21 protein-coding genes and 2 tRNA genes are annotated in these 26,570 nt (G+C 53.4%); 9 read left to right on the forward strand and 14 right to left on the reverse strand.

The genetic code is table 11. From position 1 onward, the window contains the following. Nucleotides 1-14: 14 nt before the first annotated feature. The 8 genes from PLD04_03495 to PLD04_03530 all read right to left on the reverse strand — a co-directional run bounded on the left by PLD04_03495 (nt 15) and on the right by PLD04_03530 (nt 9,172). Nucleotides 15-1,559: a fused MFS/spermidine synthase gene (locus tag PLD04_03495; GenBank protein HXK67383.1), complete on the reverse strand. Its 1,545-nt coding sequence runs from the start codon at nt 1,557-1,559 to the stop codon at nt 15-17. 25 nt (nt 1,560-1,584) lie between these two features. After that, nucleotides 1,585-2,967 (reverse strand): transcription termination factor Rho, encoded by a 1,383-nt coding sequence (gene rho / locus PLD04_03500; GenBank protein ID HXK67384.1) that lies wholly within the window; start codon nt 2,965-2,967, stop codon nt 1,585-1,587. Between the two features lie 10 nt (nt 2,968-2,977). Beyond that, the gene (yihA, locus tag PLD04_03505) at nt 2,978-3,559 is read right to left on the reverse strand and encodes a ribosome biogenesis GTP-binding protein YihA/YsxC (protein ID HXK67385.1); all 582 of its coding nucleotides are present in this window, start codon (nt 3,557-3,559) and stop codon (nt 2,978-2,980) included. Beyond that, nucleotides 3,560-5,959 (reverse strand): endopeptidase La, encoded by a 2,400-nt coding sequence (gene lon, locus PLD04_03510; GenBank protein ID HXK67386.1) that lies wholly within the window; start codon nt 5,957-5,959, stop codon nt 3,560-3,562. After that, on the reverse strand, nt 5,956-7,194 hold the full coding sequence (clpX, locus tag PLD04_03515; GenBank protein HXK67387.1) for an ATP-dependent Clp protease ATP-binding subunit ClpX: 1,239 nt from the start codon (nt 7,192-7,194) through the stop codon (nt 5,956-5,958). The genes lon and clpX overlap by 4 nt, the downstream gene beginning before the upstream one ends. A 41-nt stretch (nt 7,195-7,235) precedes the next feature. Then, a complete protein-coding gene (clpP, locus tag PLD04_03520) occupies nt 7,236-7,820 on the reverse strand; it encodes an ATP-dependent Clp endopeptidase proteolytic subunit ClpP (GenBank protein HXK67388.1) in 585 nt (194 codons plus the stop codon). Continuing rightward, nucleotides 7,798-9,066 carry a trigger factor gene (gene tig / locus PLD04_03525; GenBank protein ID HXK67389.1) on the reverse strand — a complete coding sequence of 423 codons (1,269 nt, stop codon included), beginning with the start codon at nt 9,064-9,066 and terminating at the stop codon, nt 7,798-7,800. Before tig ends, clpP begins: the two co-directional genes overlap by 23 nt. 22 nt (nt 9,067-9,088) lie before the next feature. Continuing rightward, nucleotides 9,089-9,172 (reverse strand) — tRNA-Leu (locus PLD04_03530). 346 nt (nt 9,173-9,518) lie between these two features. Between PLD04_03530 and PLD04_03535 the strand changes: the two genes are divergently transcribed. After that, nucleotides 9,519-12,068 (forward strand): serine/threonine-protein kinase, encoded by a 2,550-nt coding sequence (locus PLD04_03535; GenBank protein ID HXK67390.1) that lies wholly within the window; start codon nt 9,519-9,521, stop codon nt 12,066-12,068. Nucleotides 12,069-12,324: 256 nt separating this feature from the next. Here PLD04_03535 and PLD04_03540 read toward each other — a convergent pair. Both PLD04_03540 and PLD04_03545 read right to left on the reverse strand, forming a co-directional pair. Further along, nucleotides 12,325-12,397, reverse strand: a tRNA-Lys gene (locus PLD04_03540). Nucleotides 12,398-12,459: 62 nt separating this feature from the next. Then, nucleotides 12,460-13,191 (reverse strand): hypothetical protein, encoded by a 732-nt coding sequence (locus PLD04_03545; GenBank protein HXK67391.1) that lies wholly within the window; start codon nt 13,189-13,191, stop codon nt 12,460-12,462. A 71-nt stretch (nt 13,192-13,262) separates the two neighbouring features. On the opposite strand from PLD04_03545, the gene PLD04_03550 reads away from it, so the two are divergent. Then, nucleotides 13,263-13,853 (forward strand): hypothetical protein, encoded by a 591-nt coding sequence (locus PLD04_03550; protein ID HXK67392.1) that lies wholly within the window; start codon nt 13,263-13,265, stop codon nt 13,851-13,853. Beyond that, nucleotides 13,823-15,943: a DPP IV N-terminal domain-containing protein gene (locus PLD04_03555; protein ID HXK67393.1), complete on the forward strand. Its 2,121-nt coding sequence runs from the start codon at nt 13,823-13,825 to the stop codon at nt 15,941-15,943. Before PLD04_03550 ends, PLD04_03555 begins: the two co-directional genes overlap by 31 nt. 25 nt (nt 15,944-15,968) lie before the next feature. Here the strand turns inward: PLD04_03555 and PLD04_03560 are convergent, their stop codons facing one another. Both PLD04_03560 and PLD04_03565 read right to left on the reverse strand, forming a co-directional pair. Continuing rightward, nucleotides 15,969-16,427, reverse strand: coding sequence for a helicase associated domain-containing protein (locus PLD04_03560; protein ID HXK67394.1), 459 nt, complete (start codon nt 16,425-16,427; stop codon nt 15,969-15,971). Nucleotides 16,428-16,486: 59 nt separating this feature from the next. Next, complete coding sequence (locus PLD04_03565) at nt 16,487-17,434, reverse strand: hypothetical protein (GenBank protein ID HXK67395.1); 948 nt, start codon at nt 17,432-17,434, stop codon at nt 16,487-16,489. Between the two features lie 116 nt (nt 17,435-17,550). Here PLD04_03565 and PLD04_03570 point away from each other — a divergent pair, with 116 nt between their 5' ends. Continuing rightward, nucleotides 17,551-17,997: a hypothetical protein gene (locus tag PLD04_03570; GenBank protein HXK67396.1), complete on the forward strand. Its 447-nt coding sequence runs from the start codon at nt 17,551-17,553 to the stop codon at nt 17,995-17,997. An 11-nt stretch (nt 17,998-18,008) separates the two neighbouring features. Here PLD04_03570 and PLD04_03575 read toward each other — a convergent pair whose 3' ends face one another. Next, nucleotides 18,009-19,031 (reverse strand): radical SAM protein, encoded by a 1,023-nt coding sequence (locus PLD04_03575; protein HXK67397.1) that lies wholly within the window; start codon nt 19,029-19,031, stop codon nt 18,009-18,011. A gap of 58 nt (nt 19,032-19,089) precedes the next feature. Between PLD04_03575 and PLD04_03580 the strand changes: the two genes are divergently transcribed. The 5 genes from PLD04_03580 (at nt 19,090) to PLD04_03600 (ending at nt 24,389) form a co-directional block, all read left to right on the forward strand. Further along, entirely contained in the window at nt 19,090-19,440 is a 351-nt protein-coding gene (locus PLD04_03580; GenBank protein ID HXK67398.1) for a hypothetical protein, read from the forward strand. Nucleotides 19,441-19,533: 93 nt separating this feature from the next. Beyond that, entirely contained in the window at nt 19,534-20,802 is a 1,269-nt protein-coding gene (locus tag PLD04_03585; GenBank protein ID HXK67399.1) for a P-loop NTPase, read from the forward strand. Nucleotides 20,803-20,968: 166 nt separating this feature from the next. Beyond that, nucleotides 20,969-21,313 carry a cytochrome c gene (locus PLD04_03590; GenBank protein ID HXK67400.1) on the forward strand — a complete coding sequence of 115 codons (345 nt, stop codon included), beginning with the start codon at nt 20,969-20,971 and terminating at the stop codon, nt 21,311-21,313. Nucleotides 21,314-21,346: 33 nt separating this feature from the next. Continuing rightward, on the forward strand, nt 21,347-22,993 hold the full coding sequence (locus tag PLD04_03595; GenBank protein HXK67401.1) for a DUF3373 family protein: 1,647 nt from the start codon (nt 21,347-21,349) through the stop codon (nt 22,991-22,993). 7 nt (nt 22,994-23,000) lie between these two features. Further along, nucleotides 23,001-24,389 carry a hypothetical protein gene (locus tag PLD04_03600; protein HXK67402.1) on the forward strand — a complete coding sequence of 463 codons (1,389 nt, stop codon included), beginning with the start codon at nt 23,001-23,003 and terminating at the stop codon, nt 24,387-24,389. Between the two features lie 124 nt (nt 24,390-24,513). Here PLD04_03600 and PLD04_03605 read toward each other — a convergent pair whose 3' ends face one another. Then, a complete protein-coding gene (locus tag PLD04_03605; protein ID HXK67403.1) occupies nt 24,514-26,538 on the reverse strand; it encodes a hypothetical protein in 2,025 nt (674 codons plus the stop codon). Between the last annotated feature and the right edge of the window lie 32 nt (nt 26,539-26,570).

The following is a 26,570-nucleotide window of genomic DNA, read 5'->3' on the forward strand; positions in this document are numbered from 1 at the left end:
TTCCTTCACACAGCCTATGGTGTGGTCTGGGAAATTGGGATTCCCTCTCCCAGGATGGAAAGCATGCGAAGGACTTCCGCCGAAGATTTGTCGTCCCGAAAGATGGGGGCTTCCGACAGGTGAAGCTCGTCGGTGAACATCTTTTCTGCATAGGAATCGAGAGGGTAGGGGGTCCCCGTCTTTTCTCGAAAGGCCAGAGCCCGGGCCTTTAAGGTATCCTTGGGAATTCTGTACATCTTGGTATCGGCAACCACAAGCACGTTCCCGACACCGCCGGGTGTGAAATCCCCCACCGGAAAGAGATAGATCTGGGGGAAAACCTCCTGGAGCGTCTTGACCGTCGCCGAAAGAAGCTCATCGGAAAACTTTCGATTCCCGACCAGAAGGTTCATGGCCATGCACCCCTCATGGTTCAGGTGATCTTTCACAACATGGAAGAATTCAACCGTCATGAGATGAAAGGGAATCGAATCAGCCAGGAATGCATCCACGACGATGAAATCATACTTCTCTCCCGTGTTTTGCAGAAAGGTCCTTCCATCGGCAATCGTGACCCGGGTCAGCGGATGGGGGTGAAAATAAAAAAACTTCCGTGCTACATCCTCCACGGCTGGATCAATCTCCACGACATCAATCATGAGTTCCGGATCCAGGGCTCGAAATTCCCGGGGCATAATTCCGGCACCGAGGCCGATGATCAAGACGCTACGGGTTTCCCGGTTGAAGACAAACCCCAGCTGCATATAATCGGTATAGGTTGTCTTTGATGGGTAAGGAGGTGTTGTTGAGACCAGACCCTGGATCAGGTTGTCAAACCGCATCATCCGCTGCTGACCGTTGTCCAGAACCTCGATGTGGTGGTAAGCCGAATCCCGGCTGTAAATGCGTTTGAAGTCACCCTCCGTCACTTCGTGGCCCGATCGAAGATGATAAATTCCGAGCGTACCTCCGATGAGAACGACGGAGATCAGGAAGGAAAGGATTCTTCGCTGTGACGCAAGTACATGGGTGACAAGGACCAGAGTAAGGCCCAGGCCGAGGAGATTTGCGGCAACAGGAAAGGAGGGAAGGAGGAAAAAGGTCGCCATCAGGGTCCCCACAATACTTCCCAGTGTGGACACGGCATAGAGATGACCGGCCAGGGATCCGATGCTCTCAATATCCCGGGCCGCAAGCCGGATCGCAAAGGGAGAGACCATGCCAAGAAGGATGGCGGGGAGGGTGAAGAGTAACCCTGCGGCAACGAGGGGAGCATAGCGGATGTCCGGGATTACAGTCTGAATGAACCCGGCTATGGGTTTGGAGAAAAAGACCAATAGAAGGATGAGAAGGGATGAAGAAAGAATGATCCTTGCAAGAAGGCGGTCCTCAGGCCTTCGGTCGGCTATTCTTCCTCCCAGGCTGTAGCCGATGCTCAGAGCAGCCAGAATGATCGTGATCAGGGCGCCCCAGACAAAGACCGACGTCCCGAAGAAGGGGGCCATGATTCTGGAACCCAGAATTTCCAGGGCCATCAGAACGGCCCCGCAGATGAACGCTACGATATAGTATCCAGCCATTCCTCTGCCTTTCCCTTGAGTGATCTTATCCCCGGCTCATGCTCGAGAGGAAATCGGCGTTGGATTTCGTTCGGCCCAGACGGTCCAGGAGAAGTTCCATGGCCTCCACGACCGAAAGTGGCTGAAGAACCTTGCGCAGGATCCAGACCCGGTTGAGCTCGATTTCGTCCATCAGGAGCTCTTCCTTACGGGTCCCGGAACGGTTGATGTCAATGGCGGGGAAGACTCTCTTGTCCACAAGCTTGCGGTCAAGGATGACTTCCATGTTTCCGGTTCCCTTGAACTCTTCAAAGATGACATCGTCCATTCGACTTCCTGTTTCCACCAGGGCGGTGGCCATGATCGTCAGGCTTCCGCCCTCTTCGATATTCCGGGCGGCTCCAAAGAAGCGCTTGGGTTTCTGCAGGGCATTGGCATCGACACCACCGGACAGGACCTTGCCCGATGGAGGAACGACCGTGTTATAGGCACGGGCCAAACGTGTAATCGAGTCCAGGAGGATGACAACGTCGTTTTTGTATTCGACGAGACGCTTGGCCTTCTCGATCACCATTTCCGCGACGTTGACATGGCGGGCCGCGGGTTCGTCAAAGGTGGAATGGATGACTTCGCCTTTGACGGATCGCTGCATGTCGGTGACCTCTTCCGGCCGTTCGTCGATCAGAAGAACGATCAGAATGATTTCAGGATGGTTGAGCGTGATGGAATGGGCCAGGGTTTGAAGAAGCATGGTCTTTCCCGTTCGGGGAGGGGCAACGATGAGACCCCGCTGGCCTTTTCCGATCGGGGTGATGAGATCCATGACCCGGCTCGAGATCTCTTCCGGGTTTTCGAGGCGAATTCTATCCAGAGGATAGAGGGGCGTAAGGGAATCAAACATGGCCCGGCGCAGTGAATTCTCCGGAGGTTCAAAATTGATGGCTTCCAGCTTGACCGTGGCGAAGTATCGCTCGCCCTCTTCCTGGCGCGGTTCCCGGATCTGACAGGAAATGGTGTCCCCTGTCTTCATGCTGAAACGCTTGATCTGGCTTGGAGAGACGTAGACATCATCGGGACCCGGCATATAGGAGTATTCGGGAGCCCGAAGGAACCCGTACCCTTCCGGCAGGACTTCAAGGACGCCTTCCGAGAAGATGAGGCCGTTCTTTTCCGTCTGGGCCTTCAGGATTTCGAAGACGATCTCCTGTTTTCTCATGGTAGAGTAACTTTCAATTTTCAGATCCTGTGCGATCTTCTGGAGGTCACTCATGGAGGAATCCTTGAGACCTTTCAGGGAGTGCTGTCCCTCAAGCTCTACGATGTCCTCATCTTCCGCCGGGATACCGACTTGCTCTTTGCGGCGGGGCGGCTTCCCCCGGTTGAATCCACTTCTACGGCTGGGCCCTTTTTTCTTGATAGGGTTAGGCATGCATCTCTCCTTACGATGATGATATATCGGTCTCTATCGTACGCCACAGGTCAACGATGCCTCGACCCGATTTCGCGGATGCGGAGATAACGTCGATGGATCCCTGCGAGATCTCAGAGTGACGACGAAGAGTCTTATGACGCTCCGATTGGTTCAATTTGTCGGCTTTAGTCAGGACAAGGGTAACCCGAATACCGCGCTGAAGGCAAGCCTCCATCAGATCCAGTTCCTCATTCTTTACCGTTCTCCGAATATCCATGAGGAGGAAACACCGCATTGGCGGTGTCTTTTCCAGAAAGGAAAGCAGGAGCCGCTGCATATTTGCGGCCTGCGGCCTTGAGACGCTTGCATGTCCGTATCCCGGAAGATCCACAATATAGAGAGCTTCGTTGACGAGGTAGTAATGCAGCGCTCTGGTTCGGCCGGGCTGCTTGGATACCGTGGCAAGACGTTTCCTCCTCAGGAGACTGTTGATCACACTCGACTTTCCGGCGTTGGACCTCCCTGCAAACGCAAAAGATGGCATGCGGATGGCAGGTATATCATCGGCCCGTGATACCTTGAACGCTGGTGTGATGGTTTGAATATCCACTCAGTGAGGTAATTCTTCTCCTCGAGATTTGATCAGTGGTGAATCTTTGGGATAAGCAAGTGAAGGAATGGATCCCTTCAGGGCTGTCCTCAGAACCTCATAGATGTGTTCGACGAGAACAAAGTCCATTGTATCATGAATATCCTCGGGAATGTCTTCGAGGTCCTTTTCATTCTCTCTGGGAAGAATAATCGTATTGATGCCCGCCCGGAATCCGGCGAGCACCTTATCCTTGATTCCTCCGACAGGAAGCACCTTGCCGCGCAATGTGATCTCCCCCGTCATGGCCAAATCCATGCGCACGGGGATGCCGGTCAGGAGGGATACAAGAGCCGTGGCCATCGTGATCCCCGCGGACGGTCCGTCTTTGGGGATGGCTCCCTCCGGGACGTGGATATGGATATCGAATTTCTCATGAAAATCCGGGTCGATCCCCAGAAGATCGGAGTTCGCGCGAACGAAGCTCAATGCAGCCTGTGCCGATTCCTTCATGACATCGCCCAGCTGGCCGGTGAGGAGAAGCTTGTCCTTGCCCTTCATCTTGGTGACTTCCGTGGCCAGGATGTCACCCCCGACCTCTGTCCATGCCAGTCCCATGGCCACGCCGATCTCGGCCGATTCCTTTTCTCTCTTCTGTCTTCGAAATCTGGGTTTGCCGAGCAGATCCCGGATGTCGTCTCCTTCCAGGTCCAGAGGAGCCTTTGACTTTCGGGAGATGATTTTTCTTGCGACCTTTCGGCAGATCGATGCAATTTCCCTCTCAAGATTTCGGACGCCGGCCTCCCGAGTGTAGTGCTCGATGATCTCCTGAATGGCGGATTCGGTAAAATCGATCTTCCGTGTTGTCAATCCGTGGTTCTTGACCTGCTTCGGGATGAGATGGTTCCGGGCAATCTCGATCTTCTCCCGATCGGTATAGCCGGAGATATGGATGATTTCCATCCGGTCACGCAGGGCCGGAGGAATCGGATGGATCAGGTTCGCCGTGGCAATAAAAAAGACGCGGGAGAGATCGTAATCGACATCCAGATAGTGGTCCCGGAAGGCGTTGTTCTGTTCGGGATCCAGCACCTCCATCAAGGCTGCGGATGGGTCTCCGCGAAAGTCGGCGGACAGTTTGTCCACCTCGTCCAGGAGGAATACCGGATTGACGCTCTCCGCCCTTCGCATCATCTGGATGATCTGTCCGGGAAGCGCACCGATGTAGGTTCTCCGATGGCCCCGGATTTCCGCTTCATCCCGCACTCCCCCGAGGGAGAGTCGAATGAAGTTTCTTCCGGTCGCGCGTGCGATGGACTTGGCAAGACTGCTCTTACCGACTCCCGGAGGACCGACAAAACAGAGAATCGTTCCCTGCGTGTCCTTCTTTAACTGTCGGACCGCAAGAAATTCCAGGATTCTGTCCTTGACCTTTTCCAGGCCGTAATGGTCTTCGTTAAGGATCTTTTCCGCCCGCTCGATGTTGCGGATCTCCTTCGTGGAGGATTCCCAGGGAACACCCACCAGCCAGTCGATATAGGTCCGGGATACGGTGGCCTCGGCGGACATGGGCTGCATCGCCTCAAGCCGCTTGATTTCGTGCAGGGCTTTTTCCTTGACGGGCTCCGGCATCCCTAGGGTCTCGATCTTGTCCTTCAGCTCTTGAATTTCCGCCCTGTGATCTTCCTGGAGACCCAGCTCGTCGTGGATCGCCTTAATCTTTTCATTCAGGTAGTATTCCTTCTGGGCCTTCTCCATCTGCTTCCGGACCTTCTGGTTGATCCTGCGGTCGATCTGGATCTTCTCGATTTCCATTTCAAGAAAATCCTGAAGCCTCTGCAGGCGTTCATAGGGATTCACGGTTTCCAGGAGGGATTGTTTCTCCGCCGTAGAGATCTTGATGTGTGCCGCAATGCCGTCGGCAAAGGCGTTTACATCTTCCCTGGGCAGAGTGTCGGAAAAGTGTTCAATGGCCACCTGGTTCGTAAACTTACCATAGCGGCGAAACTGCTTGACCAGCAGATCCATGAATTTACGGACTTCCGGTGTCAGTTCTCCGTGCATGAAGTGGACATTAACTTCCACAAGATAGCGGGGCTCGAGTTCCTGGAACTTTGTAATACTTGCCCGGTGGATACCCTGAACCAGGACGCGGACGTTTCCATTCGGCTGTTCGAAGTGCTGAACAATCTGTGCAATGACGCCGTAGTTGTGAATGTCCTTGGGTGTGGGATCGTCGACATTGGCGTCTTTCTGGCTCGAAAGGAAGATCCATCGGTCGGGTGTTTCAAGAGCCTCTTCGAGGGCCTTCAGGGAAGAAGGACGACCAATCATAAATGGGGCGACCATACCCGGGAAAATCACCATTTCCCGGAGCGGTATCAGCGGAAGGGTATGGGTCTGGGGTGTCAATAGGTTCATACGGCTTTCTTTACTCCTGATAATCTGATTTTTTTCTCCTCGACTTCCCTCCTGGATATCACAATCTCCCGCTCTTCCTTCATCGTCGGTGCTTCATACATGACATCGAGCATGATTTCTTCCAGAATGATCTTGAGTCCCCGCGCCCCCACCTTTCTCCGGATCGCTTCCTTTGCGATGGAGGACAGGGCGTCATCGGTGAAACGCAACTCAATCCCGTCCAATTCCAGCATCTTTTCGTACTGCTTGGTGACGGCATTCTTCGGGCGGGTCAGGATTTCCACGAGGGAGTCCTTATCCAGTTCATCCAGGGTCGAGGTGACGGGAAGTCGGCCCACAAACTCGGGAATCAGGCCGTACCTGATGAGGTCTTCCGGGTGCACCTGACGGAGAAGGTCGCCGACCCGTTCATCCTTGCGGGATCGGATAGCGGCGTTGAATCCCATAGTCTTCTCCGAGACACGCTGGGCGATCACGTTTTCGAGTCCAACAAAGGCACCTCCGCAGATGAAGAGGACGTTGGTCGTATCGATCTGAAGAAATTCCTGATGGGGATGTTTTCTTCCGCCCTGGGGGGGAACGTTGCAGATCGTTCCTTCCAGAATTTTTAGAAGGGCCTGCTGCACGCCTTCCCCGGACACGTCGCGGGTGATGGAGGGATTCTCACTCTTTCGGGCGATCTTGTCGATTTCGTCAATGTAAACGATGCCGCGCTGGGTTTTGTCCTTGTCGCCTCCCGCGGCCTGGTAGAGCTTGAGAATAATGTTTTCGACGTCCTCGCCCACATAGCCGGCCTCGGTCAATGTTGTCGCGTCGGCAATGGCGAAGGGGACATGGAGCATGCGGGCCAGGGTCTGAGCCAGGAGGGTCTTCCCCGTCCCCGTGGGGCCGACGAGAAGGATGTTGCTTTTCTGGAGTTCCACCTCGCTTCGAGGATGCCGGGTCGTGTAATCGATGCGCTTGTAGTGGTTGTAGACGGCAACGGCAAGCTTTTTCTTGGCTTCATCCTGGGAAACGACATAGCCATCCAGGAATTCCTTGATTTCCTTCGGAGTGGGAAGGTGGAACCCCTTGCCCGTAGTGTCTGCGGGTTCGTCTTCATGAATGATGTCCAGGCAGACCTGAACGCATTCATCGCAGATAAAGACAGCCGGTCCCGCAATCAGCTTTCGAACTTCACGCTGACTCTTGTTGCAGAACGAACAACGCAGGATGTCTTCGTCTTTCTTAGGCATAGGATCTCTCCACTCTGCTAGAACCGGGCAGGGTCATGACTTTATTCCTTCCGGACCACGATGGAATCTATAATTCCGTAGCGTTTTGCCTGCTCGGCATCCATGATGTAGTCTCGATCGGTATCGCCATGGATCTTCTCTTCCGTCTGTCCGGTGTGGTTCGCAAGAATTCCGTTGATCTTCTCGCGAAGACGCATGATATCTTTGGCATGGATATCGATGTCCGATGCCTGTCCCTGGAGGCCGTAGAGAAGAGGCTGGTGAATGATCACTCTCGAATTGGGAAGGGCAAACCGTTTTCCCGATGCCCCGCCTGCCAGCAGAACCGCGGCCATGCTGGCGGCCTGGCCGACGACGATAGTAGAAACGTCAGGTTTCACGTACTGCATGGTGTCGTAAATGGCGAGTCCCGCGGTTATGGAACCCCCGGGTGAATTGATGTAAAGCGAAATATCCTTTTCCGGGTTTTCCGCTTCCAGGAAGAGGATCTGGGCAATAATCAGGTTTGCGATTTCATCTGTGATGGATGTGCCCAGAAAGATGACATTGTCCTTGAGAAGGCGCGAAAAGATATCATAGGCGCGCTCTCCGCGGGGGGTCTGTTCAACTACGATCGGAACCAGCATCGTCTTCCTCCGTCAGGCGTTTGTAAAGCGAATCGTAGGTCTTTTCAAGGGAGAGATGGTAACGGATCGTTTCAAATTGACCATCTTTCCTGAGACGCTTTACGAGGACAGCCAGATCCTCGTTGGGCCCCGATTCCTCCTTGATGGCTTTGATGACTTCGCTGTCATCCACGCTGATCTTCCATTCACGCGCCATCCTTCGAAGCAGGAGCTCCTCTTGAAGTTTACGTATGGCACGCGGTTCGAGTTCCTTTTTCATTCCTTCCACGTTGACGCCATCCAGGGATACACCCTGACGGGCGAGGCGGGAAAGGGTCATGCGGAGTTCCCGGTTCATCTCGTCTTCGAGAAGGATCGGCGGTACTTCCACCGATACCCGGGTCAGCAACTGGTCGATGATGCTTCTGCGCGTCTCAGCGAGACGTTCATGGTGCTTGTGGTTTTTTAGGTTCTCCGCAATCTTTTCCCGGAAGCCTTCTACGGTTGTGGGTTCACCCATGAGTTCCGTTGCGAAAGTTTCATCGATATCGGGGAGTTCCCGGGTCTTGATCTCCTGAACGACGGCACGGTAGGAGACCCGCTTTCCCGCAAGGGGACCGCCCTCTTCCTTTGGATAATCCTTCGCGAAGGTCACCTCGTCCCCGGGGTTGGAATTTTCAAGTTCGGGGACCGGGTCATTTCCGGTCGGGCTCAAAAGCCTCTTTCCCACCGATTCCTCTTCTTCCCCATCCACGGTTCTGAACAGATCGACCACGCAGAAATTATCTTTACCACAGGAGCCATCCACGGGAATAAGCCTGGCTCTGGATTCCCGCAGTTCCTCCAGGGATGCCTGAACCTCTTCATCTTCAACCGTTACATCCATGGAAGGGAGTTCAACGCCGTCCATTTCCGGGAGGTCAATGGATGGGTAGAGATGGAGATGGACGACGATTTCCCCGGAGAAGTCGGATTCAATCGTCTTGCTCTCCACATGGGGATGGGTAATCAGATCGAGATCGTTTTCCTTCTCCGCCTCATGGAGGGATTCGTGGAGGATTTCGTGAACCAGCTCTTCCTCCACGCTGTCGCGGAAGCGGTTCAGCAGGAGGGTTTCAGGGACTTTTCCCCGACGAAATCCCGGAATGGATACCGACTTTTTCAGAGTTTTCATCGTCTTGGACAGCAGAGGACGAACATCGTCCGCCGTAAACTGGACCCGAAGAGTCCCGGATGAGGAGGATTGATTTTCGAGGCTGGTTTTCATAGTGTCTCCTTGCGAGGGCTCATGGTGCGAAAGGGGGGACTCGAACCCCCACGGGAATCCCACAAGATCCTAAGTCTTGCGCGTCTGCCAGTTCCGCCACTTTCGCGACAATGAAGAACATAACCCCCATTATTGTACCAAACTTTAAAGTATTTCTTTAACCTTTCAACGTCGACCGGGAAGTCCGCGAAATCGGTGCATCGAATATGGCGAAAATCGCTTCCCGAAAAACCGTTATATTGACGTGGGAATGGGTAAACAATTTAAATACCCCGTTTCATTCCTCATAGAGTATGAAACGGGATTATAGCACAATGCACGGGATGATTTGTGTCCATGGGTGCGCGCGGACCCTTTGCTATAATCTTAAGTCAAACGAAGCATGAAAATTCGGATGCCCATCGTGCCTGAATACAGCAGACACACGATCGGTTGACGGGAGGTCCGATTCTATGACCGATGAACATACTCTTCCGGGTGAGGATCAGAAGGAGCGCCAGACCGAGAAGATCGATCAGCCCAGATCGGTTCTTCCCACCGTGCCCGGGTTTCAGCTGGTTCGCAAGCTCGGCCAGGGGGGAATGGGGGAGGTCTACGAGGCGAACCAGATCGAACCGGTTCGCCGGAGGGTGGCCATCAAGCTGATCCGGCCCGGAATGGAAGGGGAGGATGTTCTCCATCGATTTGCCGTGGAGAGGCAGGCGCTGGCCCTGATGGATCATCCCAATATCGCCCGGGTCTTTGACGCGGGAACGACTCCCGACGGCAGACCCTATTTTGTGATGGAATACGTGGCCGGCATTCCGATCGACCGGTACTGTGATGAACACCGCCTGGAGACCAGAAAACGGCTGGAGCTCTTTCTTACGGTTTGTGGAGGTGTACAGCACGCGCATCACAAGGGGATCATTCACAGGGATCTCAAACCGGCCAATATTCTGATCTCCATGCAGGACGGGAACCCTGTCCCCAAGATCATCGATTTTGGTGTTGCCCGGGCGACTGCCGGTTTTTTATTCGGAGATTCGTCCCGGACCCTTATCGGGGATCTGCTCGGGACACCGGATTACATGAGTCCGGAGCAGGCAGACCTTTCTACGCTGGATATCGATACCCGGAGTGATGTCTATTCTCTGGGTGTTGTCTTCTATGAACTCCTTGTCGGTGCACGTCCCTTTGATGCGAAGACCCTGCGGAGCGGGGGATTTGATGAGATGCGCCGGCTGATCCGGGAAAAGGATCCGCCCCGACCCAGTACCCGCTTTCTGTCGCTGGGAGAGGCGTCGACCGTTTCGGCCAGGAATCGTCAGACGGAACCGAGAAATCTGATCCGGGAGCTCAGCGGTGATCTGGATTGGATCACGATGAAGGCTCTGGAAAAAGACCGGACGCGAAGATACAACTCGCCGTCCGATATGGCCGACGACATTCTGCGATTCCTGCGATCGGAACCGATTTTTGCACGGCCGCCCAGTGCGATGTACCGGTTCTCCCGGTTTGTCCGGAGGCACACGGTCGGTGTCGCCGCCGGGTTTATTGTTGTTCTGGCCATCATTGCCGGTGTCGCCGGAATGACCGTGGGCCTTGTAAAGGCCCAGCGTGCCGAACGTAAGGCGGAACAGGAAGCCGAGGCAGCCCGTCAGGTATCGGATTTCCTCGTGAGTCTCTTTGAAGTATCACAACCCGGCGAGTCCATGGGGGAGACGATCACAGCCAGAGAGATCCTGGATCGCGGAGTGGAGTCGATTCAGGTCGAGCTTACAGATCAGCCCCTGGTTCAGGCCCGGCTCATGGATACCATGGGAATCGTGTACAAGTCGCTTGGCCTGTATGAGAAAGCAGAAAGCCTCTATACCGCCTCGCTGGAGATTCGCGAGGACAACCTCCCTGAAAATCATCCGGACGTTGCCACAAGCCTGAATCACCTTGGTCTTTTTTACGATGGACAGGGAAAGTACGAGGAAGCCGAACCACTCTACAAGAGAGCTCTGACCATCAGGACTGAAGTTCTTGGAAAGGACCACGGAGAAGTGGCCCTGATGTGGAACAACCTGGGGCTTCTCTACTGGCATCAGGGGCTTTACGAAAAGGTTGGACCCTGTTATGAGGAGGCCCTGAAAATCTGGGAGAAGGTGGAAAAACCGGATCAGGCAAAGATTGCCATGGTCCTGAATAACCTTGCCTCCCTGCGGTATAAGGAGGGGAACTATTCAGAGGCCGTATCCTTCTTTACCCGGGCACTGGGAATTCGGGAAAAACTGCTGGGGGAGAACCATCCGGATGTTGCCAATGCCCTCAACAACCTGGCGACGGTCCACTTTATCCTGGGAGAGTACAAAGAAACTGAGAAGCTCCTGCTTCGATCCCAGGCCATTCGGGAAAAGGTGTACGGTCCCAACCACCCGGAAATTGCGCTTGGGCTGAGGAACCTGGCCGTCTTTTACAAGAAGAGAGGCGAGTACGAAAAGGCGGAACCGCTTCTTTTGAAGGCACTGGAGATACGAAAGGCGACGCTTCCAGAAGATCATCCCGATATTGCTTCCGCCCTGGCAAGCCTGGCCAACCTCTATAACGATTTGAACGATCCGGCAAAGGCTGAACCGCTCTTCAGGGAAGCCATTACCATGCAGGAGAAAGTTCTGGGATCCGAACACCCGGACCTGGCTCCCAACCTTAGGGACCTGGCGGTCTGCCTGACGAAGCGGGAACGGTACGGGGAAGCGGAGAAGCTCTTTGAACGTGCGTTATCCATCCAGGAGAAGGTCCGTGGAAACGACCACCCCGCCATCGCTGGAATTCTGAAGGGAATGGCCGCGCTTTACGTGAACCAGGAACGATACCAAGAAGCGGAAACGCTCTATAAACGGGCGATTTCGATCCTGGAAGCCAAGTTCAAACCCGACCACCCGGATCTAGTTGCCATGAAAACCAGCTACGCCGATCTCCTCCGCAAGACCGGAAGAGAAACCGAAGCCAGAGAAATCGAGAAACAAGGAAAATAACAGGTGTGACATGCAATGCTCACCAGGGGATTGGTATAAAGTACTGCCGGAAAAAGGAGACGTTTTTTCCGGAGACACGTAACGAGTACATGTCCCCGCGAGTCCCGCTTTTTCCCGGGGGGAGTGGGTGGGGAAGGCGAGGAGGAGAGGGTGGGAATGAGCCGCGTAGGAGTTGACGCGACGGTACCCTCGATCGGACCCCGGAGCGCGATTCCGGGGGGAGTGGGTGGGGAAGGCGAGGGGGAAAGGGTGGGAGTGAGCCGCGTAGGAATCGAACCTACAACCCACGGATTAAGAGTCCGTTGCTCTGCCAGTTGAGCTAGCGGCCCGTAGTTTTGAAAAAACCAGAGAGAGTGTATCTGATTATTGGTTGGAGGTCAAGCGAGGATGGCTAGGTCTTTTTCATCACCAGCTTTTTGAATTCCGCATTTCCATATTCCCGGCTCCGGGCAAGGATGACCACGGCGGCGGCACCCTGCGTGAATGCCGGTATGGAAAAGACGAGGCGGATCTTCCCATCTTCGGCCGTGATTCCGCTGAACACCTCCAGAGGTTTGGCCAGGAAGGTCGTCATCACCCGGACTTCCACGGGAACATTGGGTATGCTCTGGCCGGAAAGGCTCGTAGAGATCTTGATCACCTGATCAACCTTCTGACCGGCATAAAACTCCAGGTTGTCGGGGATCACGATTTCCAGCTGGTCCTTTTCCTGCGCTGTGGAAAGGTATTCGAGAATGACTTCATCCAGGGTCTTGGCTTCCGGTGCTTCCCCATTCAGAAGATCGGAAGGAATGGTCTGGGTTGTTTTCTCGATGGTGATCACTTCTTCCTCTTCAACGGGAACGGTGAGCTTCGTGGGGGGGAGATCCTTCTTGGGAGCCAGCCGACCGCGCTTGATAGCCGCGATCAGGGTTCGGTGCTGGTTCTCCATGAGGGCCCGGATTTCCTTCTCCGTAATCCCCTTGACGAGCTTTTCCTTGTATTCAATCCGCTTGGAAAATATGATCGCGCCGCCCATGTAGACCAGGGATTCGATATACGGATTCTCAATGCCCTTGTCTTCGGTCTGGACGTGATACACTTTAGAGTCGAAATCGACGTCGGTATTAAAGCCTGTGATCATAGATTCAATGTTCCCGGGCTATTCTCCCTTAAAAGGAGGTCATTGTCAATGTTAATCAAGGATTTTAGGTTATGGAAAAGGTCCTAGGCGTACCCCGTGAACGGCTGAAAGGATACCTCCCCAGACGGAACCTGTTGAAGGGGTACGTGGACGAGGTTCTCACGATCGGAAGTAAATACGGAGAGTACCGTTCCCGATCGGAGGTAGAAACCGATCCCGACTTTAAACAGCTGATTCCTTACGTTTTTCTCACGACGGACCAGGAGATCTTTATCTATCGGCGATTGACCGGAGGAGGGGAGAAACGGCTTCACAACCTGGTCAGCCTTGGTATTGGCGGCCACGTCAACGATCTGCATGAAGATCCTGAGGTGAACTGGTGCATGAACATGGCGCGGGAGATCCATGAAGAGCTCCACCTGACGTCGCCCTACAGCCTTCACCCCTTCGGTATTCTGAACGAGGATATTACCGATGTATGTACCGTTCATCTTGGAATGGTCTATGAAGCCCGGGTCCATAACCGGGATAAGGTCTCCATCAAGGAGAAGGGTGAACTGGAAGGGGACTGGCACAGCCTCAATGCCCTGGAAGAACTCTACACCCACATGGAAGTCTGGAGTAAGATTCTATGCGAAACGATTACGGGAAAACAGCCCTGAAGCGATGGTTTTTTCTATGCGTTCTTCTCCTGCCGGCACTGGCATGGACATCCGGGGAACGTATCTCGATGGAAGATATTTTCAAGAATAAAACCTATGCCCGTTCCGAGCCGAGGAACCTTACGTTCAGAAACGAGGTTCTCTACTATATCCAGGACGGCGCCCTCTTTCAATGCAGCCTGACGGACAATACCCGTCATCTCGTGTCGCTGCCGCCCGTACTCACAGATAAAAAGATTTCCGACCTGGCACTCTTTTCTGAAGGGGAGGGAATGGTAATTACGGCGGATGGCACGCCGTACTGGCTCGAGGGGGAGAAAGTCCTCGCTTCTCTTCCTCCCGGATCCCGTTTCGCCCTGTCTCCCTCGGGATCGGGAATCGCTTATACAGATGGGTATAACATCTCCCTGATGGATCGGGAAGGGAAGCCCCGGCCCATCACGACCGACGGCACCGAACTTGTTTTTTACGGACAGCCGGACTGGGTATACGAAGAGGAGTTTGAGCTTTCGGAGACCCTGTTCTTTTCCCCCGACGGCCGTTATCTCGTCTTCTTCCGGTTTAATGAGAGCGAAGTTCCGAGATATCCCCTGAATGATGATCCCTTACCCCATTCCACCGTAACCTGGCAATTCTATCCCCAGCCGGGAGATCCAAATCCGCATGTCGATCTCGGGATTGCAGATCTGTCCACAGGGGAAGTCTCGTGGGTCGCCTCTTCCGGCGATGATGGATACCTTGTCCGGGCCGAATGGTCGGCTACGGGGGACGGAATCTATATCCAGCTGCTCGATCGGGCTCAGCATACCCTGCGTCTCGTGAAATATATCCCCGATTCTGTCGAATCGAAAACTCTCCTCACGGAAGAAGATGACCACTGGATCAACCTGGAAGACGGCGGGATCTTTCCCTTGAAGGACGGAAGCTTTCTATGGTCGTCTGAACGTTCGGGATATCGACATCTCTACCGCTATTCCGCCGATGGGTCACGGGTTCAGCCCGTAACCCGGGGTTCATGGTCGGTGACTTCCGTGGACTGGGTGGATCCGGAGGGTAAGAGTGTGATTGTCACGTCGACCGATCCTGATCCCGCTCAGAGACAGGTTTATCTTGTGTCGATGGAAACTCTGAACCGCACCCGGTTGTCCGAAGGTGACGGGTTCCACTCGATCAAGGTTTCGGAAGATGGGCGATTCATGGTGGACTCCCATTCGAATTGCTTGATGCCTACCCGGACCTGGGTCATCGATCGAACAATGAAGACCAAGAGCTTACTGGATGATTGTGCCACCCCAGCGTACGCCAAATTGACTCTTCCAGATCTTCAGCGTGTTGAGATCCCCACGTCGAGGGGTTATTCCATTCCCGGGCTGATTCTGCGCCCTTCTCCCCTGAAGGAAGGAAAACGCTATCCGGTCCTTCACTACGTTTACGGCGGACCCCACGCACAGGTCACCCTGGACCGATGGAGTTCCACGAACCTCTGGTATACCATGCTTGTCCAGCGCGGGTACGTAATCTATATGGTGGATAACCGGGGCTCCGCGGGAAGAGGCAAACCGTGGGAAGATGCTGTTGCAGGAGAGTTCGGGCCGCGGGAGCTTGAGGATCAGTTATCCGGCCTTGCCTATCTGAAGGATCAATCCTGGGTCGATAAGGACCGCATCACCCTGTTCGGCTGGTCCTACGGCGGATTCATGACCCTCTACGCGCTGACTCGCTCTGCGGCCTGGGCGGCGGGAATTGCCGTTGCGCCTGTGACAGACTGGATGCTCTATGATTCGATCTATACGGAGCGCTATCTGGGACTTCCGGACCAGAATCCGGAAGGCTACAAAAGGAGCAGTCCCATTCACCAGGCGGAGAAGGTCAGGGCCCCGCTGATGCTTGCCCACGGCTTCCGGGATGACAACGTCCACGTGTCCCATACAATTGGTTTTATCGATTCGCTCATCGAGGGACAGGTTCCCTACACCCTTTACCTTTTTCCCGGGAAGAGCCACGGGATCCGGGGAACCTCGGACCGTATCTTCCTCTTTTCCAGAATGACCGATTTTCTTGAAACGATTGCAGGGGGAAATTCGAAGTAAGCCCGACCCGGCAGGGAAATCCGGGCTAGTCCCAGGACCACCCTGCGTGGGAGGTGAGGCGATCGACTTTATCTCCGGACAGGGAGCCCCGCCGGTAAGCCTTTTTCTGATTTTTCACCCATGTACCCAGCTGGAACCCGTCCGGTGATGTGTAATTCAGGAGTACATCGGCGCTTCCCGTATCCCGGACAAATTCGAGCAGGTGCTGATAGGCCATGAGCCAGGCATTTTCACGGGCATCCCACGTCCATCCCGGCAATGCATCAAACAGCTGTTGTTGATCCTCGGTGAGACGCCCCTCGTTGTTGAACGTTCGTTGAAGACGGACCCAGTCTCCCAGGGGAAAACCATCTGAATCCCGGTAATGAGCGAGGATGTACACGTGACCCCGCTCTTTCACGTACCGGGAGAACTTCTGAAAAATGTCATGCCACCGCATATCTTCCGGGGGAATCGTGTGAAGTGTGGATACGGAATCCATCATGGACACCATCTTACGGCAGATGGCTCTGCATGACAATGGGCAGTTTGTACCGATGCCTCTCAGGAAGCCAGGATTTCTTCACGCAATCCGGATTCGTTCAGGATGGCTTCCGATCGATCATTTCGCTCCGTGAAGACGATTCCGCCGGGACGAATCGCCCGGAGATATGTCATGATTTCTGCCAGGGTCGGCTCTTCATGCCAGGGAAGATTCGCATCGACAGGGATTTGCGGGTCTGAGGAGAGGGAAATAACAAAGGGGGGCGAGGGAAAGTCGAGATTCACACAATCATGCCATCGACTTTCGCTGATCACGAGAAGGTCGCCGGATAGAGAAGAGTCAGGTTTCCATGCAATAAAGGGGGAAAGAGGAAGTCCCGCGCGGCTGGCCAGGGACGTCAGTTTAAATATCTCCCAGTCCAGAGCGCAGAGTGTGGACGTGGACTGGAGAAGATAGAGGACATCCTGCGCTCTGCCATAATTTCCGGAGACTGTGATGACTGGAAACATTCCCCGGGAGCGGGCAAGGGTCAGGGCTCCCCGGAGGCGTCGAGCCATCTCCGGGATTGAGAGGCTCTGTACGGAACAGATTCGAGAGGGGGTATGCATCAGGATAATATCAGCGCTGGGCAGGGCGGTCGGTGGTCCCATGGGAGAAGGGGACATGGAAAATTTTCCTGAGTACAATATGGAAAATTTCCCCCGGCGGAGCAGGATCTGCGAACTTCCCGGACCTCTACCCCCGGGAAGCAGAGTAATGCTTACCCGTCCCAGACTGTACTCTTCTCCCAGACGGTACGCCGTACAGCGGAGAACATTCGGCCCCAGAAGCGCCTGAAATCGGGATGTGAAAAGGGTTCCATGTACCATCGACGCATGCTCCGCCGGCGGAAATGGAAAGGAATGAAAAACCTCTTCCCCCGCAAATTCGCAATCCAGTCTCCAGGAAAGGTCGGGAAGACGGGTAAAGGCGGGAGGCGTGAGGCTGGCGGCAAGTGGATTGGACATGTTCACCTCTGAGTACGGAGCCCGGCTGCAGTTCGTTAATGATCCGGATTGAAACGGGAATAGAGGCACAGGTATTTCTGGTTTGGATGGGTATATTCAATACGCCTGGAGGTTCCATGAATCGCAACTATCGTTTGATGGCCATCGCAGTGGGATTTCTTCTTCTTACCTTCATCTCGGGTTCGCTGACCCTTTATGCCGGCGGGAGACGGGACCGGATGCCCCGGGATTACAAGGCTTTACTTGAAAAAGCAGATTCTCTATGGGCGGAGTATCTGAAAGCCGATAAGAAATTCCACGAAAAGGGACGCACCGATATTGGCTCTCATATCGTGACTCTGGCTCAGATCCATGACCAGCTTTCGGATTTACTGAAAAAATGGCAACAGTACGAGATGCCCGACGGTCTGGTCAGTATGGATCTGAAAGTCGGGCTTGCCCTGGAACTTCAGATGTCCGCGATAAATGCGGAGATCATCGGATTACTCGATCAAAATCAGGAGATGCTGGAGCTGAGTGAGGATCTCGATCAGGATTACAGTTTCGTCGTGGACTCCATTTAGTTCGTACGGAATCAGTCATCCCCGGGGAAGTCATCGATATCCCGGAATGGTTTCTTCTGGTTCCTGAAGTCCGGCCGGTAATATTCGGGGGATGAGCGCAAATCCTGCACGTAGCCGTGATCTCCCTCCATAAAGGTGCGGTGTGCAAGAATGACCTGATGCCACTCCGCAGGATTAATTCTCCGGCCGATTTCTTCCCGGTAGGGCGAATAACCGGCCCAGTGGGAAGGATAATATTGGGACATGAGGCTGACGGCGACCCGGGGAGAGAGGCTCTCCGCGATCCATTTCAGGGTATCTGCCGTTCCCGAGAGATTGTGGGGTAAAACCAGAAGCCGAATCAACAATCCTCTCTGCAGGGCGCCATCCGACTCCATCCAGGATTCTCCTACCTGTCGAAACATCTCCGATACTGCTTCCCGTGAACGCATCGTGTAGTCGGGCACGCCGGAATAAAGACGGGCTTTTTCCGGATCGGCATATTTCAGATCCGGGAGGTAGATGTCCACGATCCCGTCGAGAATACGAAGGGCTGCCACGCTGTCGTACCCATTGGAATTGTAGACAATGGGAATCCGGAGGCCTTTTTTCGCCGCAACCAGCAACGCGCAAAGGAGCTGGGCGGTCTGATGAGTGGGAGAAACCCAGTTGATATTGTGGCATCCGGCATTCTGAAGATCGATCATTCGGCCGGCAAGTTCCTCTGAGCTTTCCAGGGAGAGGGTGATATCTTGACAGGGTTGAGAGATCTGGTGATTCTGGCAATAGACGCAGGCCAGGTTGCAGTGGCCCATGAAGATCGTTCCCGATCCCCGGTTTCCCGAGATGGGAGGTTCCTCTCCAAAGTGGGGCGTATGAGATGAAACCACCGGATCGCGTCCTGTGCCACAGCGTCCGAGTTGCGTACGGCGGTCCACCCGGCACTCCCACGGACAGAGTGTGCAGGGGGAAGAAAGGGATTTCAGAGCCCGAACACGGGACTGAAGTTCGCCGCTCGCGAGAAGTTTCACATAACCCGGTACCGGGGAGGACATGGTAAAATTATACAGGGAAAGGGGTACTGAAACCTACAGGAATTCCAGGGAGGTAGCCATGTCGCAACCACGGTGGGTCGCTTCCGATGAAGACCTTCGAAACATGGACACAACGAAGGCCCGGGATCTCATTGTCCGATGTTTTTATGAAGCACAGAAGGAAACTCTGGCCCGGGCAAGAAAACGACTGGGTCAGAGTGATGATGAAGAAAAGCTCTTTTCCGGAATGGAATCGATGGTCCGCACTGTCTTTAAAGAGTGTGGTGTGGACTACAACACGCCTTCTCCGGAAGATCTTCATTGTGTGATTGAAGTTCTGGCACGCAAGGCCGAGGCCTGGGGAACTCCGGACGATATCATCGAACATCACAAAGGACAGATCGAGAAAATTCTTTCCACCATCCACTGATACGACACCGGTTTGGACATTCAGTGTGACAATTTCTCCAGTTTCGAGTGGTCTTGTCACCCCCGATCTTTGTGATAGAATGAACATCCCATTATGATGATCGACCTTCCACGCAAACGGATCGTGACCATTTCCTCCGGTAAGGGAGGGGTTGGAAAAACGACATTTGCGATCAACTATGCCCTTACTCTGAGCCGGTTTGCACCGACAGTGCTCGTCGATCTTGACACGGGAACCTCTTCCATCCGCAATGTCATTGATCTTGATGTCAAGTATGACATTTACCATTTTCTCCGCCGGAACCGGCCAATGCATGAATGTCTGACGCCATTTCCCGAGAAATGGGATCCCGATGGGAACTATCGGAATCTTGGAATTGTTGCCGGTCCCACGCACTATATTGACGATATTGCCAACCTTACGGCGCATAACAAGGACAAGATCATTGACGGGGTAAACAACCTCCCGGCCAAGTTCATCGTACTGGATATGAAAGCCGGAGTCGATCCCAACGTGATTGACTTTTTACCCTTTTCCAATACGGGAGTTCTGGTTTTTACACCGCATCTTCCCGCGGCCACCATGGCCGCATCCGATATTGTGAAAGCCATTCTCTTCCGCAAACTGCGGGTAATCTTCTCACTGGAATCACCCTTTTACGAGTATGTTGGTCATCGACGAAGAAATTTCGAGCTGATCAACCAGCTCATCAACGAAGTGGAAGATTCCTATGACGATCGTCTTCCCAACCTGGAAGCTTTCCTGGTCGATCTCAGAAATGCTTTTGGGGAGCATCCCATTGTTGAACGGGTTCAAAACGCGCTCGAATACTTCAATGTCTACTACGTTTTGAATCAATTCAACGGTGTAAAGGAATCCTACGACAACGCGGTCCGACCCTTTGTCGGTAATATATTTGACAACGTCTCCGAGCGGCTGAACGTCATTAATCTTGGCTGGGTGATGGCTTCCCCGGAAGTACACAAGGCCAACTGCTCGAGGATTCCGGCGCTTCTCTACGAAACGATCCAGAAGAAAAAGAAGGTTAACCCAATTGAAAAAGAATTGGGACATCTGGCCAATGTCTATCTGGGACTGAAAACCGAAAAGACTCTCCGGAAGAAAATTCCTTCTAGCTATAGCAGGTCGGACCCATCGGATATCCTTGGACAGCAGATCGAGCTCATGAATCGAATGCATGAGGACATGGAAGGAAAGAACTACAAGGATAACTTTCTTTACTGTGCCTATCGGACGCTCCATCTGATGAACAGCAGAAGGGTGCAGGATTTTGGAGATGTGAAGGTATTCCGTCCGGAAGAAATCCTTCACGCCATCTTTAATTCTGCGCGCCCTTCCTGACATATTCTCCTCGCCGGATCTTCCTGAACATTACGTTGACTCAGATCCCACCATGATTAGCCAGGACATTTTCCTATAAATATAACTATATAGCAATAAAAACTACTTGACAAACTATAAAGTATGGTAGTATACTCCTTGTGAAATCTATTACAAGGAGGGGGTTGTGAGACAACTTCGTTTTTTGCTGATTGTACTGATGGTGCTTGGTGTGGCCTTCGCGGGTCTGACCGCGGAAGGCGCAAAGTCCGGAAAGGAACTCTTCAAGTCAAAGTGCCGTGCATGCCATGGCAAGGAATCGAAAGATGGAGAGTTTACTCCGCTGACGTACATCCAGGATCAGTGGACGCGGTTTTTCGAGAGGAAGTACACATCCAGGCATGATGGACTTCTCTTTCCCGATACCGATCAGAAGGTTCTGGATGTGGTGACCGAAGAGGAACTTCAAAAAATCAGGGAATTCCTCGTGGACCATGCCGCTGATTCCGAACAACCGGAAACCTGCGGCTAAACCGACGCAATCAATACTGGAGGATCAAATCAAATGAAAACATGGATCATTCTATTTCTTTCTGCGCTGGTTCTTTCTGTCGGTCTGGTGCGGGCCGATGCTCCCACCTCCGACGAAATTAAGAAGTTGAAAGATGAGATCGAAGATCTCGAGGATCGTCTCAACGAGGTCGAGAAGAAATCGGTCATGGATCGTTTAAGCTTTTATGGGGATTACCGCTTTGAGGCTTCATCGATCGATGGTTCGGTTCCCGACCATTATGACGGCATGGTTCTTCAGAACCTGATGATCGGTACGATGTTTTACTACGGTGCCACGGGCCAGTTTCCCATGGGAACCGGCGACGTGCAGAATTTTATCGCGACCAATTACGCGGACTGGCTCTATTTCACCAACAATCTGACCTTTGATCAGCTTTACTCCATGATGTCGCTGTTTCCTCCGGAGATGCAGCAGCAGCTCATGATGATGCTTCTTCCCGATGCCTACCGCCAGGGATACGATTACAGCAACGACATCATCTATACCAACCGTCTTCGCTTGAGCTTTAAAGCCGATGTCGCGAAAGATATTGAATTCTCGGGCCGCCTATCGATGTACAAGGCATGGGGGGATTCCACCGGTGTGCAGGTTTTTAACGGTCAACCCACATCCATGAATATAGACGGCACGACAACGCAGGTACCCAACAGCGATATCCTCAGGGTCGAGCGGGCCTATTTCAGTTGGAAAAATATCTTTGGGTCACCTCTCTATCTCTCCATCGGCCGTCGTCCCTCTTCCTCAGGCCCTCCGATGCATCTTCGTGAAGGTGAAATGAGAGGGGGGACCCCGCTGGGGCTGGCCGTGGAGTATCAATACGATGGTCTGACACTTGGTTATTCTTTTCTGGATCATCATTCCACATTCCGTCTTTGTTACGGCGTAGGATTTGAATCGGGTTTCGGGCAGGCGGCGGAACTGAAGTCTCCCGCGGATCGTCTTGAGGACGTTCACATGGGGGGGATCAACTGGGATATTTATCAGGATGAATCGATGCTTGTCCAGACCACAATCATGCGTGCCTTTGACGTGACCGATGGGTTCAACGGACTGGTGGTAATGCCCGTGAATCCTCTGACCGGTGAATCGGTCAATGCGCCGGTCGTTATGCGCTATACTCCATCCGCGAATCTCGGGAACATCGACCTTGCCGGATTCATGGTCCTGCGGCGGGACGGTCCCGTGGACTGGTTTATTAACTATGGATACATGAAGAGTCATCCTGATCCCATCACCACCCCCTTCGGCGGACTCTTCAGCGATCCCTTCGAAGTACCGGAGTCCCAGACCGGTCACGCGTACTATGCGGGCCTTCGATACAACTTTTCCAATGAAAAGACCATGCTTGGACTGGAATTCAACCACGGTTCCGAGTACTGGTTCAACTTCGCGCAGGGTGCTGACGATCTCGTTTCTCCCAAGCTTTCTACTCGAGGGGATGTTTACGAGGCTTATATCCTTCATCAGCCCAACAAGCATGTTCTCTTGAAATTAGATTACATGCGCTACGATTACGACTATTCCGGTTCCGGCTGGCATGTGGGTGCCCCGAAGAAGCTGGATGAAACGCCGATCCTGGGATTTGCCACCTTTGATGAAGTGGATGTTCTTTCCTTCTCTCTGATCACCAGGTTCTGAGGCTGTCATGAAGCGAATTCCATTTCTTCTGGTGTTACTGGTTTTTACAGCCCTGCTGCCGGCTGGAACTCAATCGTACAGCCACCAGGAGTATTTCGAGCATTATGAAGGTACGCAGACCTGCCTGGAATGTCACAGGGCGGAAGCGGAAACCTTTTTCCACTCACAGCACTATCAGTGGAAGGGGGAGACCCCCAATCTCGTCAACTCCGGCGGGAAAAAGCTCGGCAAGATCAACACGATGAACGATTTCTGCACGAACCCCTCGGGGACCTGGATCGGCAAATTCACCAATGCCGCGGGAAACGTGGTCTCCAGAGGATGCAGTCAGTGCCATGCCGGTCTTGGGCTCCTCCCTTCGGAGTCGATGTCGGAAAAACAGCTCCTCAACATCGATTGCCTGCAGTGTCATGCCATGGGCTACAGACGGGATGTCTATGAGGAAGAGAACGGCTGGGTCTGGAAACCCATTCTCTGGAACAACCCGGAGGGTCTCGATTCCGTTTCTAAACGCATTACTCTTCCCACCCGGGATATGTGCCTGCGGTGCCACGCGGGTGCGGGCGGCGGTCTCAATTACAAACGGGGAGACATCGAATATGCCATGAAAAAGGCCGACCGTTCCTATGACGTTCATCTGGGCAGCGGAATGGAATGCCTCGACTGTCACCGCGGAAAGGACCATCGCCTGATTGGAAGGGGTGCGGATCTCTCAGCCACCGATATGCCCGGTTATCGTCTGACATGTGATGAAGAGGGCTGTCACGTCAACCCGCCCCATCGTTCGGCCCAGATCAACGCTCACCTGAAACGGGTCAGCTGTACATCCTGTCATATCCCTGAATTTGCCAAGGTGGAAGAAACGGATCTATTTCGTGACTGGAGCAAAATTATCTACCACGAGGATCTCTCCAAGTATGAAGCGACGATGAAACACGGTCTCCACGTTCAGCCGGTCTATGCCTGGTGGAATGGAGACTCCACGGCGCAGTTTCTGGGGGATCCGGTAAAGTTGAAAGACGGCAAGATTCAGATGATGATGCCGGTCGGATCCAGAAATGATCCCGGTTCCAAAATCTATGCCTTCAAAGCTCACGGTGCCATTCTTCCCGTGGAAAGAGAAACAAAGGTTCTACTCCCTATCAAAGTCACGACGGTTTTTACATCCGGCGATATTGATAAGGCCGTCCATGAGGGTGCGAAAGCCTTCTACGGGAAAGATATCAAGAACTATGACTGGGTGGAATCGATTCGGTACATGGGGCTGTTCCATGAAATCCCCAGAGCCGAAGAGGCACTGGAATGTCTGGACTGCCACGGTTCATCCGGTCGAATGGATTTTAAAGCGCTGGGATATGATGGAGATCCTCTCCTGAAAAAACTTACGCAGGAGTAGTCAATCCGAAAGAATTATCCAGATTTGCGTATCCATTTTCCCTCTATATGAAGTGATTTTATGATAAGCCCCGGGCAAGCCCGGGGCGTTTTTTCATACTGAAGGAGAAAATGCCTTACGGTTCTTACTTCACTACCTTCAGGGCCTCATCGGTCGCTTTCAGAATCGGTTGAGTTGAAATGGAAGCACCCACGGCATTCTTCATCCAGGCCTCGGGGATCAATCGGCCCGCCGCACACATGCGTGGCATCTCTTCTCCGAGGTTTTTTCCTTCCAGGTAATGGCTGATCTGAAACTCGATCAGCTGCCCCAGAGGATAGTCCGGGAGGTACATGGCTCCATCGATCATGTGGGAGTAAATAGCCAGGATCGGTTCATCTTTTACGCCGAATATGTCGGAGTAATACTGATTCCAGACATCTTTGGCGATGGAAAGAACAGCTTCCCGAAGCTGGGCAGGTGTCGCACCGGGGTGGTCGTAGAGCCAGTGCCAGACCTTCATGTCCACCAGGGATACCCCCATGATTTCATAAGCGGCCCAGACCTTGTCGAGGGTCTCCAGGTACTTCGCATTCGGATCGTCGACGTTGATGCCGAGAACCTGCAGATCCTTACCCTGAAAGACGAAGGCAAAGGCCTCGGTGAAGGCTGTATTGGGTACACCGCGTAGTTCATAGTAGTCCACATCGTGAAGCGTCAGGGTCTGCTCGACGTTGTGACCCAGCTCATGCATGGCAATGTTGAAACCCTTATAGTTCATCCCATCCTTTGGTACACGTGTCCGCAGGCGGGATTTTTCACTCTTCATTTCCGCACCCCAGGCGTGGCCGGCTCCCCGGGCGGGATCGACGGCGATTTTCGATGCGATAAAGGAAGCTTTTCCCTTTTCAAAGCCGAGGGATGTGAGGATGTTTGGAATATCCTTTTCAAAGGCTGCGAGGGTCGGATATCGCGCTTTTACCTTCTTATCCAGGAGATCCTCCGAAATGGTGCTTCGCGATTTAAACCCGTCATACCAGATGTCAAAGGGTTCAAGATTCCTTCCCAGCCTTTTCTGGATGAGGGCACCGACCCTTCGTATCTCGGGGGAGGACATGAGATCGGTGAAGAGCTTTTCCACGGTTGCCTCGGGAATTTCCCGGTCCTGCTCAAAGCGCCGTGCAATGTGGGTCGGCAGGGTGGGGTAGTAGGGATCCAGGAGCCGCATGGCCTGATAAGTGGAGAGGAAGTGGCCGTACCGGGTGTCGGGCTCCCGTTCCGCAGTGGAAGGTTTTCCGTCCTTGAAGAGGGTATTGGAATAGGGAGCCCAGGTATCGTCCTCGTTGTTAATAACGGAGGCCGGGATTTCCTGCTGGATGATCCGTTTCATGACCTGGTAGATCATCTTTTGCCGGGCGAGACCCTTATCGTCGGCATACTGGGCTTTCAGCTCATCTCTTAGGCCCCAGTGGGAGATCAGTTTCAGATCCGCCGGAAAGAGAGATTTACCGTCTTCGGTCCGGAGGTTCCCCATGTAGATGTTGTAGTCCGCAATATAGGTGTCCGCGTCTGTCGTGACCTGGGAGATCTTCTGGTAGACCTCGGCGGGTACCCGGGATATATACTCGTCCCCGACACGGGCATAGGCCCAGTCCAATCGTGACCATTTGGGATACGTTTCAGATTTTTCCTCCAGGGTCATGAAGGGAAAGTTGAGAACGACCATAAAGGCAATCTTGTTCTGGAAAAGATCCTCGGTCAGATGGGCGGCCGGGTTGTACTGGCCGAAGAGCATATCGATCGGAAGGATGTCTCCCGTATCCAGATGAAGAGGGATCTTAAGATCGAGAAGCATCTTGTTAAAGTGGCCGCTCAGGACCTCCTCATGCTGCTGAAGGTGGAGGAAAGTCTGTTTCAGCTGATCTTTATCGCCGATGAAATTTTCCGAACAGAAGGTTACAAAATCATCAGGAGTTCCATCCTGCTCCCGCCAGAGGGCCGCCACACCCTTCACTCCCTTTTGGATGCGCGCCGATTCTGCAGGGAAATGACTTACAATCGTGTTCATGGCGCGCAGAATCGTTGCGTCATCCACGGCGGAAGGCCCTCCGAAGAGAGGAATCCAGGTCAGCGTAACGAGTAGAGAGACAATGAACATGGTTCGAAACATGGGTCACCTCGAAAATTGGGTTCATTCGTGCG

It is taken from the genome of Thermoanaerobaculia bacterium, from assembly GCA_035593605.1.
In the GTDB taxonomy this organism is placed as follows: Bacteria; Acidobacteriota; Thermoanaerobaculia; order UBA2201; family DAOSWS01; genus DAOSWS01.